The 13,212-nt window shown below is 55.5% G+C and carries 10 protein-coding genes; 5 read left to right on the forward strand and 5 right to left on the reverse strand.

What is annotated here, in order from left to right; genetic code table 11:
• The first annotated feature begins 6 nt into the window (after positions 1 to 6).
• Together ABD890_RS23000 and ABD890_RS23005 are read left to right on the forward strand one after the other, a co-directional pair.
• Entirely contained in the window at positions 7 to 1,461 is a 1,455-nt protein-coding gene (locus ABD890_RS23000; protein WP_345094965.1) for an oxidoreductase, read from the forward strand.
• Between the two features lie 217 nt (positions 1,462 to 1,678).
• Positions 1,679 to 3,139 (forward strand): FHA domain-containing protein, encoded by a 1,461-nt coding sequence (locus tag ABD890_RS23005; RefSeq protein WP_345094967.1) that lies wholly within the window; start codon positions 1,679 to 1,681, stop codon positions 3,137 to 3,139.
• Between the two features lie 9 nt (positions 3,140 to 3,148).
• Here ABD890_RS23005 and tadA read toward each other — a convergent pair whose 3' ends face one another.
• Both tadA and ABD890_RS23015 read right to left on the reverse strand, forming a co-directional pair.
• Positions 3,149 to 3,631: a tRNA adenosine(34) deaminase TadA gene (tadA, locus tag ABD890_RS23010; RefSeq protein ID WP_345095073.1), complete on the reverse strand. Its 483-nt coding sequence runs from the start codon at positions 3,629 to 3,631 to the stop codon at positions 3,149 to 3,151.
• Between the two features lie 110 nt (positions 3,632 to 3,741).
• Entirely contained in the window at positions 3,742 to 4,785 is a 1,044-nt protein-coding gene (locus ABD890_RS23015) for a DUF1559 family PulG-like putative transporter (RefSeq protein WP_345094968.1), read from the reverse strand.
• 359 nt (positions 4,786 to 5,144) lie between these two features.
• Between ABD890_RS23015 and ABD890_RS23020 the strand changes: the two genes are divergently transcribed.
• The 3 genes from ABD890_RS23020 (at position 5,145) to ABD890_RS23030 (ending at position 7,101) form a co-directional block, all read left to right on the forward strand.
• Positions 5,145 to 5,351, forward strand: a complete 207-nt coding sequence (locus ABD890_RS23020; RefSeq protein ID WP_345094969.1) for a hypothetical protein — start codon at positions 5,145 to 5,147, stop codon at positions 5,349 to 5,351.
• A complete protein-coding gene (locus tag ABD890_RS23025) occupies positions 5,351 to 6,493 on the forward strand; it encodes a cysteine desulfurase family protein (RefSeq protein WP_345094970.1) in 1,143 nt (380 codons plus the stop codon). The genes ABD890_RS23020 and ABD890_RS23025 overlap by 1 nt, the downstream gene beginning before the upstream one ends.
• Before the next feature lie 416 nt (positions 6,494 to 6,909).
• Entirely contained in the window at positions 6,910 to 7,101 is a 192-nt protein-coding gene (locus ABD890_RS23030; protein WP_345094971.1) for a hypothetical protein, read from the forward strand.
• A gap of 146 nt (positions 7,102 to 7,247) precedes the next feature.
• Here ABD890_RS23030 and ABD890_RS23035 read toward each other — a convergent pair whose 3' ends face one another.
• The 3 genes from ABD890_RS23035 to ABD890_RS23045 form a co-directional block, all read right to left on the reverse strand.
• Positions 7,248 to 8,429: an AI-2E family transporter gene (locus tag ABD890_RS23035; protein WP_345094972.1), complete on the reverse strand. Its 1,182-nt coding sequence runs from the start codon at positions 8,427 to 8,429 to the stop codon at positions 7,248 to 7,250.
• 22 nt (positions 8,430 to 8,451) lie between these two features.
• Positions 8,452 to 8,928 (reverse strand): DUF423 domain-containing protein, encoded by a 477-nt coding sequence (locus ABD890_RS23040; RefSeq protein WP_345094973.1) that lies wholly within the window; start codon positions 8,926 to 8,928, stop codon positions 8,452 to 8,454.
• Positions 8,929 to 9,126: 198 nt separating this feature from the next.
• Positions 9,127 to 13,176, reverse strand: a complete 4,050-nt coding sequence (locus ABD890_RS23045) for a hypothetical protein (protein WP_345094975.1) — start codon at positions 13,174 to 13,176, stop codon at positions 9,127 to 9,129.
• Between the last annotated feature and the right edge of the window lie 36 nt (positions 13,177 to 13,212).

Here is a 13,212-nt window from a genome sequence, read left to right on the forward strand (position 1 = left end):
TATTGAATGAGTAATCGCTTCGTTAAAGTCGCCCAGTTGAAAACGGTCGAAACGTTCCGAGACCGCCTGTCCGAGCTGGGTTTGAGTTTGCCCTGCGATGACGAGATCCTCACCCGCGAAGCTGGTTCGCCCATGGCCGAGTCGCTGAAAGCTGGCGGATTTACCATGGGCAACCGCTGGTGTATTCACCCGATGGAAGGCTGGGATGCAAATCGGGATGGTTCCCCTTCCGAACTGACAATCCGCCGCTGGGAGAACTTCGGTCGCAGCGGTGCGAAGCTGATCTGGGGTGGCGAAGCAGCTGCCGTTCAGGCCGATGGTCGAGCCAATCCAAATCAGACCCTGGGTACCGAGTCGAATCGCTTCGGCCTTGAGAAGCTGTACGATGCGCTAGTCAACACGCATCGCGACGAAATCGGCGATCCTTCCGACTTGATGATCGGTCTGCAGCTGACGCACTCAGGCCGTTTCAGTCGGCCGAATGTGAAAACGGTTGCCGAGCCACGGATTGCCTTCCACCATCCGATCCTTGATCGTCGCGTTGGAATCGATGCCGACGACGATAGTGCCATCTGGACCGATGCCCAGCTTCACGAACTGATCGACAACTATGTTCAGTCGGCCAAGATCGCGCAGCAGCTCGGCTTCCACTTCGTCGACGTGAAAAGCTGCCATGGCTATTTGCTGCACGAGTTCTTGAGTGCTCGTACTCGCGAAGGTGAGTTCGGCGGCGACTTTGAAGGACGCACGCGACTTCTGCTAACGATCATTCATCGCATTCAGCAGGAATGCCCTGGCCTGCAGATTGGCGTTCGCCTGAGTGTGTTCGACATGATTCCTTTCCATGCTGGCCTGGAAGCTGGCGAGCCGGTCAACTTCGATGACCTTCTGCCGTATCAGTTTGGTTTCGGCGTGAATCCTGAGAACCCGTTAGAGATGAATCTTGAAGAACCAATTCGCTTGATTCGCTTGCTGCACGAAGCAGGCGTCTTCTCGGTGAATCTTTCGGCAGGTAGTCCTTATTATAATCCACACATTCAACGCCCCGCGATCTTCCCGCCAAGCGACGGCTATCCACCACCGGAAGATCCATTGGTCGGCGTCGTTCGTCAGATCGAAGCGGTTCGCGATGTGAAAAAGGCCGTGCCAGAAATGATGATGGTTGGCACTGGTTATACCTATCTGCAGGAATACATTCCGCACGTTTCTCAGGCCGTCGTTCGCGAAGGCTGGGTCGACAGTGTTGGCTTGGGACGCATGGTGCTGTCGCTGCCTGAACTTCCCCAGGCAACGCTGGAAGAAGGCACGATGGCCCGCAAGAAGATCTGTCGCACGTTTAGCGATTGCACATCGGCACCACGTAACGGGATCGTCTCTGGCTGCTATCCGCTCGATCCGTTCTATAAGCAGATGCCCGAAGCCCAGCAGTTGAAAGAAGCCAAGTCGGCTGCGGCGAAATAAGCCACCCCAAGCAGATCTGGACGAGGCCTCTCTTCACGGCCTCGTCTTTTTCGTGGTTTCAACCCGGCCGAAGGTGTAGTTAAAAGGCTTCCGTAGCTATACTCTCAGAATCGGATGCCGGGTTGCTGAAATCCCGGCGTTTCGAGCTTCGAGGGCGATCAGTTCGCCAGGCAACGTTGATGATCCCCAGACAATCTGCGAGAGAGTTCATTCCGCCATGCGAGCCTATCTGACCGTGCAGCAAGGTCCTGCTCAGGGAGAGGTAACAACGGCAACGGAAGGCTCCGTCGTGCGAGTTGGCCGCCAGGCGAACGCTGACCTATCGATCCCGCTCGACCGCACGATGTCGGGCTTGCACTTCGCAATTCTTTGCGATCAAGATCGATGCCGCTTGCGAGATTTGAACAGCACCAATGGGACCTACGTCAACGGCATCCGAGCGAACCTAGTCGAACTGCACGACCGCGATATTATCGGCGCCGGCAGCTCTGAATTTCAAATCCGCTTCGACGGCAAAATCCATACGACCGTGGTCGATCCGCGGCTCCAGTCCGATCCTGAAGCTTCAACTTCCAAGTCGATCGATCGCGTCGAAGACGAATCGCCCGCTGTCCCGGTCGACGAATCCGAGAAGACCGAATCGATCGCGAACGTTACTCAGCACGAAGTCGCTTCGTATCGGCCTCGTCCAGTTGAAGTGACACCTGGCAACGAATCGATTCACATCCATCGACTGAACGTCACGTTCCACGATGCAACCGGACAGCGACAAGTTTGGCTGTTGCCGGGACAAACCGTGATCGTCGGCCGCAATCAGATGACCGACGTAACCGTCGTCGGTGACGCGTCGATTTCAGGTGTTCATTTTTCGCTCGAATGCACTGAGAAGAAATGCACGCTTCGCGATCTGCACAGTCAGAACGGATCCCACTTGAATGGTGTGAATGTTCCGTACGCGACGATCTATGATGGCGATACGTTCGTTGCCGGAAAGACACAGTTCCGTGTTTCCATCGAAGGCGGGAGCGATGCCCCCGACGCACCGCTGCGAACTTGGGTCTTTGAAGATTTGGTACGGCGAAAGTTCGCCACGTTCTATGCCCAAGAGATTGGCGACGCCTATCACCTGGTCGATGCGGTTGGCAACGTTCCTTCGCCGACGGAACTGCTCCGCAGGCTCGCACGACATCGCGACGTAGGGATCGTTCTCGATTCGTCACGCGTTGCCATGGAGACCTGGGAAAGCCACTGCCAGGGCGAGTTCTCGCACGAAGCATCGCGGGCCAAGGTGCTCCATGTGGCCGACATCGAGAAGCTCGTCGGCAACGTCCACGAGGTCTGGGGCCAAGATGCGATGGCCGTTCTCTTCCCGCAAGATGGGGTCGAGGTCAGTCTTTCTGAGATTGCCAACTCGCTGGGCATTTATCAGCAAGGTCGCCCGCGCGGGTCGTCGAACTTGGGCAAAGCGGGAGACTGGGTTCTTTGGCTGTGCGATCGCCCCGATCAGATTGCAGCGCGAATGCCTGATATCGACGCGGTTCTTGTTCAGCATCCCGATCCGACGCGTTGGCGAATCTTGTGTCGGACGAACTTCATTGCGGAGTTGAACCGGCTCGGGTATCTACCATCGCGGCCTTCGCTACTGGACGACCTGGAACAGAACAAGCCGCAGCCATAAGGCGACACGTTACTTCTTTCCTTCGGCCCGACGTTTTCGGAAGAAGTCGGTCAGGACCTGGCCGCAGCGTTCTTGCAGCACGCCGGAAACAACTTCGCAGCGGTGATTCAATCGGTTATCGTTCAGCAGATTATAAAGCGAATCGACCGCCCCTGCCTTCTGATCGCGGGCCCCATACACGACGACCGGAATGCGGGCCTGAACAATCGCCCCGGCGCACATCGGACAGGGTTCGAGGGTGACATAGAGGATGCAATCTTCCAGCCGCCAACCTCCGACGGCTTCGGCAGCCTGGGTGATGGCGATCATCTCGGCATGTGCCGTTGGGTCGCGAAGCATCTCGCGTTGATTGTGGGCGGCGGCGATCACCGAGCCTTCGCGGATGATCACCGCGCCGACAGGAACTTCTTCTGCCCGCGCCGCCATATCGGCCTGTTGGAGGGCCATTTGCATGTACATCTGATGAAAGGCGGGCAGGTCAAATTGCTCCATCAGTTCCGGATCGATCACGCTTTTGCTTTCCTCAAAAGAAAAAGAGATCCCTCCGCATGGGAAGGATCTCTTGGAACGATTTGACTTGGATTGGCACCCGAGCGATTCGACTAGAAGTTGTAGTCGGTTTCGCTCAGTGGGTGGGCTTGGAAGTTACCCGAAGGTTTGCAGGACGCATTACTGTTGCTGAAGTATGGCGAACCATCGCCAGCCAGTCGTGCGTCATTACCATCGCTGGTCAGCAGTCGGCTGTAAACGTTCTGAGCGATTTCGTTCGACATGATCACGACCGAACCGTCAATGTACGAAACCAGGAACGAGTCGCCGTGATTGCTGGAAGGAAGATAAGCCCCTTCGGTACGACCTGCACCGCCGTAATCGTAGATGACCAGATCGGTAGGCGAGAGTGTTGAAAGCGGACTGCTCGAAACCATCGCGCCATTCCACAGCGACGAAGCTCCGTTTTCATTGAGCAAGTCCGAGGCAATCACTTCGACAACGTGCCAGTTGGTCCCAGCACTACCGAATGCCGGAACACGGATACGTTCGGTCATCAGAACGGTCTGCGTGGCACCATCTTTGATGTTGCCGTAGTTCACGCCAACTTCTGCCTGACCAGTCAGGTTCGACTTATCGCTCCAGGCACCATTGGCTGGCAAGTCACGCGGCGAAGCCGTGTAGACATTGTGATAGCCGCCGTTGGGATAGTAGCTGACAGGATTCAACTCAGCAGGATCAACCGGATCGCTTGGGCAGACCAAGGTTGAAATCAGCTTGCTCGACAGTTCCGCAGGATTGTAGGAAGTGCCGGTGACGGTGCCTGCCTGATACGCTTCTTTCAGACCGCCCTGCCCTAGTTCGTCTAGCAGACCAACCGGCCAATTCATGATGTTGCCTGCGACGTAACTACCCCGCGAGCCAGTTGGAACCGAACGATTCCAAGCCATGCTTGGTGGCATCTCGGTTCGAGGATGCTTCGTGGCGCGGTTGACGGTTGCGGTGGCGATCTGCCGCAGGTTGTTCATGCACTGAGCTCGCCGGGCAGACTCCCGAGCCATTTGAACGGCTGGCAACAACAAACCTGCCAGGATGCCAATGATGGCAATCACGACTAGCAATTCCACCAGCGTGAAGCCGTGTCGGCGGATGATCATGTCCGGAAATCCTTAAAGCGTGAGAAGTCACTGACGAGAGTATTTTTCTGGTGCATGGCCAATGTCTAGTATCACCCATTTAAAGGCGAATGTCGAGTACTTTGTCGCCCCAGGCCCTGCGACGCAAACCCTCTTCAATTAACGGTTTTACAGGATTATCCAACCGTTTCGGATTGGAGGGCAACGGAAAGTTTATTGCAAACGTAATCTTTAACCCTCCGACATTTAGTTACGCAGACGTCTCGATTCGTCCCAACCCCACGCCCTTTTGCTGAGGTGCATCCTTGGAACCCGCGAAAAATATCTGGCTTGATCTCCTTCAGCGATGGCCAAAAGATATGCCGCAGAAGGGGGTCGTCATGACGGTGCTAAACGAGTCAATTCCTTTCGTCGGCTTCGTTTACGACGATGCCGTAATGGTTGTCCAGCGGCAAACCCCAGACGCCATCGGGGCTCGTCAGGCGATCATTCCATTTGGGTCGATCAGCTATATCAAGATCACGGCAATCGTCCTTCCGAAGGCGTATACCGAATTTGGGTTCCAGGGCACCCTCCCCAAAGTGTAATGAAGTCGATCTTTCTCGATTACAACTCGACAACGCCCATCGCCCCCAGTGTCCAGGAAGCCATGCTTCCCTTCATGGCAGAATTCTTTGCTGGGCCGGACGGTTTGTATGCGCAGAGTCGGGCCATCGAAGAATCGCTCGAGGATGCCCGCGGCCAGGTCGCCCATCTTCTGGGGGTAACTTCCGACGAAATCGTCTTCTGCGGGTCAGGCACCGAGAGTTGTAACCTCGCCATTAAAGGGGTCGCGGCAACTTATCTGCAACAAGAGAAACCATGTCACATCGTGGTATCCGCCGTCGAGCACCCCGCAGTGGCTCAGACGGCTCAGTTCTGCCGCACGCTCGGATGTCATGTGAGCGTCGTCGATGTCGATCGCCATGGCGTCGTGAACCCGGACGACCTGGCAAGGCTTCTTCGTCCTGAGACACGTCTGGTATCGATCATGATGGCGAATGACGAAACGGGCGTGATTCAACCAATCAGCCAATTGGCTGAAGTGTGCCAACAGAAAGATATTCTGTTCCACACTGATGCCTGTCAGGCCGCAGGCAAGATTCCGGTGAACCCCAATCAATTGGGTGTCGATCTGCTGAGCTTGTCATCGCACAAGTTCTATGGCCCCAAGGGGGCGGCGGCTCTTTTTGTGGGCGAAGGGGTCACGCTCAATCCGCTGATCCATGGTGCCGGAGGAGAACATAGTCTGCGATCTGGCTGCGAGAATGTCATGGCCTGGGTTGGCATGGGCAAGGCTGCCAACCTGGTGGGTCGAAGTCTGGATTCGTCGGCCGAAAAATTAACATCGCTTTGCAAACAGTTGACACAGAAATTAATGACATCGATACCAGATCGCGTGATCGTTCATGGCGCCGCAGCCCAGCGAATTCCGAATACGCTCTGCATTAACTTTCCTCACATCTCAGCCCAACAACTTCTGCGTCGTGTCCCTGAGATTTGTGCGGCGACTTCCGCCAGTGGATCTGTTGGTGGAACCAATTGTTCGCCGGTGCTTCAGGCGATGGGTGTGCCAGACGAGGACAAAGAAGGCACCATTCGCTTAAGTTTAGGGTGGTATACTTCGGAAGAAGAAGTCGATCGCGCCGCTGAATTATTAATCCATGCGTGGGAATCGCTTCACCACTAAATCGATCGACGCGTTCACATCTCGCCGCGCGCTGACTATTTCTCTGCCTGTCTGCTGGTCGCCTGAAGATTTCCTGCTTTTCTCACCAGAAGAAGTAAAACCTTTCGGCGCTTTAAGACATAGGCAGCTAACTTGCTCCTCAGCGAAAAGGGGACGGAAGCAAGCGGCTTACCATCTTCGTGGGGAAACGAATGTGAGTCTGGCACTTGTCTGTTCGCTATTGCCACTCCATTGAGGGCTTCTTAACGGAAAGGTGATAGCGTTCTGGTAGCGTTCCTGTACGAATCTGTAAATTTCACCTACGTTGTCAAAAGTCATCTCCAAGAAACCTTCATTCCGAGCGAATCGTCTATCAAGTAATACAGGCTCGGCAAATGAGGCCCCTTCGCCTGCCAGTAACGAAATGAGGCTTCCCAATGATTGTGAAATTGAATGGCGTTCAGATCGACACTGAATCGATCTGTTATGCACTGATGTACCGCTGCACCCACTGCGCCGGTATTGTCCAGGGCTCGAAAGATATCCTGGGGCATGTGAACTGTGAGAAATGCGGCTGTCATCTGGAAGAAGATGACGAAGTCGCTTATCGACTCGATGGCGAGGATTAATCTCTCGCCAGATCTCAGACATCTTGTTGGCATATGAATCTGCGGGCAAGCAGATCCGCCAAATGATCGTGGTTCAGGTCTAGCCGCTTTACCAGGTTTGCCATTGGAATCTGTTAAACAGCAACGTACCTCGAACCTCGTTCTTTTTAGGCCTTCTTGCCTTCGCCTTCTTCTCCCTTGTCCATCGACGCGCTGAAACTGAAGTTCTTAAAGCTCAGCCCATCAATTCTTCCTGCCAACAAATCGGCCAGCGGTTTGGTCATCTCGAACTTGGCGAAGAGAATCTTCATCACGGCCGTCATCGGCACCGCCAAGAACATCCCGATCATGCCCCAGATCAGCGACCAGAACATTAACGCCAGAAGCACCGCGATTGGATGGACGTCGAATGATTCGCCCATCATGCGTGGTTCAATCACATTACCGCTGACCACCTGAACCGTGGAGGCCAGAAAGGTTACCGTCACCATCTTCCAGACGGCCAAATCTGGATCGAAAAGGATCAGCGGAATCGGCAACAAGCAGGCAATGATGGGACCGATGTTGGGGATGAAGTTAAACAGGAATGCCAACAACGCGAACACGGCAGCCAGGGGGATTCCAAAGATCCAGAGCACAAAACCGAACGCGAGCGCGGTGAAGAATGAAATCAGCGACTTGGTAATGATGTATTCGCGAATCTTCGAGTCGATCTCTTTCCAGGTTTCCATCGGCAGCGAAGCCTGCGAACTTCCCAGCAGCAGGAAGAACACAAAGATCACCACCATCGTTCCGGTTTGGAAGACATAGCCGAGCGACGCAGCGATTTCATCGAGCTTTGCTTTGATGACGTTGTCGAACAGTTGCGAGAAGTAGTGGTTCTTACCCGTCTGTTGATCCAGCGAACCAGCAACTGGCGTGGCAGCATCGGCAATTTCGGCGGGGGGGTCTTCTGCCTTCGAGTTGAAAGATAAGCCTTCGAACATCTCGTCGGGATTGCGAATCCAGCCCGGTATCCAATCGCTCCAAGCCTGCGCCCCTTGGACATACTTCGGGGCGTCTTCTTTCAGTTCGGCGACGGAAACCCAGACAATACTCCAAAGCACCACGACCAGGCCGAATCCCAAGAGCGACGCGATCAGCACTGCGACCAAACGCGATGCCGACAAACGCGATTCAATGCTGGAAAGAAGCGGCGTCAGACCACTGACGATAAAGATCGCCAGCACAAACGGAATCAACACGGCGCTCAGCCAGTACAGACTCCACAGTGCCAGGCAACCAACCCCAATGGCCAAACAAATGGTCTGGCCACGCATCTCGCGTTCGATTCTGGCAAAGTGGCTCATGAGAACTTTCGCAGTTGGTGAATCACGTCGTTTCGAGATCTTCTTTGTCGATCAATGGATCAAACAATAGAACGGTAATCAGGAACAGAATCCATCCCAGAATCATGATGGTACCCCCAATCGGAACCAACATCACAAGGTGAGTCATCCCGAATGCTGAAATCAGGTAGAGCGTTCCGCTGAATAGCTTCACCCCGACCACCAGCGCAAGACAGGTAATCAGACCTAACACCTGGCCGCGGCTCGAGAACGCCATGACCAGCCCCAGGGCAATCATCGCCAGGCCATGGTACATCTGATATTTCACGCCGGTCTCGTATTGCGAGAGGCGTTTCGCGGCTTCGGCATTGGGTGCCGGATCGGAAAGCTCGTCACCAGCAACTTCGGCGGCCCCGGTTGTATCTTCAATAATCATCTTGCGGACGGCATGTTCGAATGCCCCAGCCACAACGGCGGTCATTCCGAACAATACCCCGACCAATAGCACAAACTTTGCCACGCGTGGGGCCTTTCGATCTGGAGAGAGAAAACGAGCGGCGCGTCATCGACTTCGCCGGACCGCTCCCTTTTAGACGCTTCGTACCAGGAAAGACGATATTGTATTCCAAATTTACCCACAGCGCAAAAAAGTACCGCCGTGAGAGTCCGAAGACTGTTCACGGCGGCAGGAGGTCATAATCGAGTTGTCGAGGAAAGCTTACTCAGGGAAACCGAGTTTCGCTTCTTCTTCCTCTTGGATGATGATTCGTGGTGTGACCATCATCATCAGGCTTTGCGTTTCGCGGCCGATACCAACGTTCTTGAACAGTCGGTTGATGTAAGGCAGCTTGCTGAAGACTGGAATACCGCGTTCGCGACGTTCTTCGCTCAGACGCTTAATACCACCCAGAAGCACCGTACCACCGTCCGGCACACTCACCGTCGTGCTCACGGTCACGAAGGAGAACTGTGGCAGCTGAATCGTCGTACCCGAAGTCGTTTGTTCTTCCGAGTCGCTGGTCGAACCACCGTTCGGATCGTCAGGATCCACCACCGACGAGTCAGAGCTACTGGTCGTGGTACCCTCGAAGGTGAACTCTTCGACGTCGCCGATTCGGCTGAAGAACGGAACCAGCGTCAGGCGGACAAAGCGACGGTCTGGAGAGACAACCGCTTGGACGCTCAGCGAGGTACCTTCGTTCAGAACCACGATGACCGGTTGCTGGGCAGCGGCAAAGTCACCGACCACCGGCACCACACTCGTAACGAATGGGGTTTGGGTCGTGTCAGAGACGAAGGCCGTTTGACCGTTGAACAAGGTCACCTTCGGAGCCTGCATAACATTCGATCGCAAGTCACCCTGGGCGGCCTGCATGAAGAAGTAGGCTTCGATATCGGACAGCATCGCGAACCCGAAGGTCGCACCAGCCGGGGCAATCAGACCACCAACCGATGGAATCGTGTTCTGGAACAATGCCTGGTTGAACTGCAAGTCCAGGTCCGAGGTGAACCCGGTATCGGTGTTCGGGTCGTAACCGACCGTCACACTAGGCGAACCCGACAGGTTGCCATCGGTGTTGTCTTGGATCTCGAAGTTGAAGTCCACACCGACGCGTTCAAAGAAGTTGTCGTTCAAGGTGATGAAGCGAACTTCGATGGTCACCTGCAAGTCCTGCAGACGGCGGAGCTGAGTCAACAGGTCGGCCAGACGATCGTGCACTTCCTGAGTCTGGCTAACCACCAGGCTCAAGTTGGTGCTGAATGGAGCGATCGAACCTGGACCACCCAGTTCTTCCCAAGATTCTGGTTCGACGGTCGTCGTGATCAGTTCGATCAGCTGATCGAAGTCAGGCTGAACACCACCACCGAAGCCGCCAGGACCACCGACACCGCCACCTGGACCGAAGCCCATGTTGCCTTGAGGCTGACCCGAAACCGTCTGACCACTTCCCATGCCTGGGATGAAGCCGTTAGGAACCTGGGCGAGAGCCGAGTTGCTGTTGATGTCTTGGTTCTGAGCGAACAACGAGGTTGGGCTCGTACCACCGAGGGTGCCCATTGGCGAACCGGTCAAGCCTTGGCTTTCGTAGGCAGCCTTAATGGCACCAGGAAGACCCATGTTGTAGCTTGGCACAAAGTTCGGAATCGGCAGCACCAGGTCGGCGACGTTGTAAACCTTCTGGTAAACGTTGCGGCTACGGAACGATTCGCTGGTGATGACCAGGGCCTCGTCACGAATCACATAACTCAACCGCAGTGGCTGGAGGATGTGGTTCAAAGCACTGTCCAGACGAACAGCCTGCTGCATGTTGATGGTGATTTCGGTGTCGTAGGTGATACCTTCTGCTGCCAGGCCGCGTGGATCCAGCATCACGTTGATGCCGACCATGTTGCCCAGAGTTTCCATCACGCTTTGCAGCGACTGGCGGTTGAACTTGACGTCGACCTTGGTCTTCAGAGCCTTGCGAATCTCGACTTCGTCTTCCGAGATCTGCGAGTTCTCAGCCAACCAGCGTCGGCGACGCTCGGTCATGTCTTTCCATTCCTTCGGATCGCCGAAGGCCATTGGATTGTTGTCGTCGAATGGGATCGACGCGAGGTCGACATTCATCAGCGACTGCCAGACGGCCGTTTCTTTATCATCCTGCAGAGCCAGGTTCTGATAGGTGCGGCGAGCGAACTTAGCTTTCCAGATCAGCGTTTGGACGATCGGATTTTCCGGATCCATTTCGCGAGCCTGGCGAGCGATCACTTCCGCTTCCTGCCAACGTTGCTGGTCCATCAGTTCGTTGAACTGTTCGGTCATCTGGGCCAACTTGTTGTTGACTTCCAGATCGAGGTCACGATCACGCTTCACAGCGGCACTGACGGCAGCGTTCTGCTCGTTCAGTTCGATCTGAGCCTTGTTGACATCGATGTAGCTTTCCATCGATTCGATGCTACGATCAACACGAGCCAACAGCTGCTTCTTGGCAACCGCGTCGATCGACGATTCGTCAACCGTTACGCGAACCTTCTTCAGCTTGTCCAGGGCACCCTTCGGATCGAGTTCGCGGATGGCGTCGGCTTGCGACTGTTCGCGAGTGATTTCAGCAGTCAACTGAGTCAGCATCACCTTCTGACGAGCATCGATTTCGCTGAGAGGCGAAGGATTGCTGGTCTGAGCAACACCGTTGGTAACCGGAGTGGTCTGGTACTGGAGGTAGTCCTGCAGACGCTGACGCGAGGTTGGATCAAGTTGACCTTCGTACTTCCAGGCTTCCTCGAACAACTTGCGAGCCTTCAGCTTGTCGCCGGAGCTCAGAGCTTGCTCACCTTCGTGCAGGTAACGCATGCCAGCCTGCCCGGTCGCACCTTGCTGTGCCGAAGCAGGCATGTTGCGAGTGCTGTCCATGGCTGGGTTATAGATACCTTGAGCAACCGGGAAACCGGCACCCATCGGGCCTTCGGTTCCACTGGCCTGACGAACCGGGCTGGAAGCCTTGGCTCGGCTGATTTCCAGCATCATGATGTCAGGACGAACGTCACCTTGATGATAGGTACGGTTACCAATGTTGGCGGCTTGCACCGTGAAGGCTTCGGCAGTGCCGATGTCACCACGATCGAGGGCGGCCTTGGCTTGCACCAGGATTGCCTGTTCCTGCGAGCGGGCGTCGCCATCAGCAGTTTGAGCAGCGGCTGGCGATGCGGCCGGTTGACCTACGTCACCGCTTCGTCGTCGGCTGATTTCCGTCAGCAGTCGATCAGGCGTAACGCGTGCACGCTGGAAATCGAGGTTCATCGACTGAACCTGGCGAGTCATCTGCTCGGCAATGTCATACTTGCCATACAGCATCAAGCCTTCGGCCTGTTGCAGCAGCACTTCACCAAACATGAAAGCCGATTGAGGACCAACCGGCGAGGCGGAGACCTGGTTCAGCTTGCGAATCAGATAGTCGACGTTCTCAGGCGAGTCCTGATGAGCCGGATAGACGAGCCCCAGGGCTTGGACCTGGCGAACCATCTTTTCGGCCAGAGCGACATTACCGCGTGCCAGTTCAAGACGAGCTTGAAGGAGCATTCGGCGAGCCGTTTCAGCGTTGCCTTGCGAAGCCGCGTATGGGTTGGCGGTCATTGCCGGTTCAGGCGATTCGTTCACCTGAGGCAGTCGAGCCATGCCACCCGCGGGAGCTTCGGTCGAAACCATTTCGCCTCCGAGCACCGACGACTGAATTCCGCTCGCGATCAGATCGCGTCGGAAGGCAGCTACCGAGTAATCGGCCGACTGGAAGTTTGGACCAGCCTTGGCGGCTTGTTCGTAATAGTTCAATGCAGCGTTTGTCTGACCACTTGCCAGGGCAGCCTTGCCACGAGCCAGTGCTTCCGCAGCCATCTGCTGAGTCATGTCCGGAGACTGACCGAGCATCTTGCGAGCGGCAACTTCTGGATCGCCCTGGGCAGCCATGAGTTCAGCCAGATCGCGAGCGGCCTTTTCAGGCGAATCGCTGAACTTGCTGAAAGCTGGGTCAGCCGGAACTTGGAATTGTCGAGCCTGCTGAATCAACGCTTCGGCACGTTGGAAGTCTTGGGCCCGCATCGCCTGGCGAGCGGCCCGCAGAACCTCTTCCTGCTTCTGCTGATCGTACAGCGAACCCTGTTGTTGACCGGTCGTCGACATTGACGTGACGAGCTCAATCTCGGTCAACGGATTTGCGACGACCCCTTTCCCAGTGCTGAAGCACAGCACGGCAATGAGACCGGCTGTAAGCACACGCGTGGCCAAATTCAACGCGACTCTCCTTGTCTGAACTTGTGGCAGCCTGCG

This window comes from Bremerella cremea (assembly GCF_039541315.1).
GTDB lineage: Bacteria > Planctomycetota > Planctomycetia > Pirellulales > Pirellulaceae > Bremerella > Bremerella cremea.

Excerpts from the sequence above, each read along its gene's own strand:
- ABD890_RS23000 (WP_345094965.1), top strand. The coding sequence starts at position 7 with ATGAGTAATCGCTTCGTTAAAGTCGCCCAGTTGAAAACGGTCGAAACG.
- ABD890_RS23005 (WP_345094967.1), top strand. The coding sequence starts at position 1,679 with ATGCGAGCCTATCTGACCGTGCAGCAAGGTCCTGCTCAGGGAGAGGTA.
- tadA (WP_345095073.1), bottom strand. The coding sequence starts at position 3,631 with ATGGAGCAATTTGACCTGCCCGCCTTTCATCAGATGTACATGCAAATG.
- ABD890_RS23015 (WP_345094968.1), bottom strand. The coding sequence starts at position 4,785 with ATGATCATCCGCCGACACGGCTTCACGCTGGTGGAATTGCTAGTCGTG.
- ABD890_RS23020 (WP_345094969.1), top strand. The coding sequence starts at position 5,145 with ATGACGGTGCTAAACGAGTCAATTCCTTTCGTCGGCTTCGTTTACGAC.
- ABD890_RS23025 (WP_345094970.1), top strand. The coding sequence starts at position 5,351 with ATGAAGTCGATCTTTCTCGATTACAACTCGACAACGCCCATCGCCCCC.
- ABD890_RS23030 (WP_345094971.1), top strand. The coding sequence starts at position 6,910 with ATGATTGTGAAATTGAATGGCGTTCAGATCGACACTGAATCGATCTGT.
- ABD890_RS23035 (WP_345094972.1), bottom strand. The coding sequence starts at position 8,429 with ATGAGCCACTTTGCCAGAATCGAACGCGAGATGCGTGGCCAGACCATT.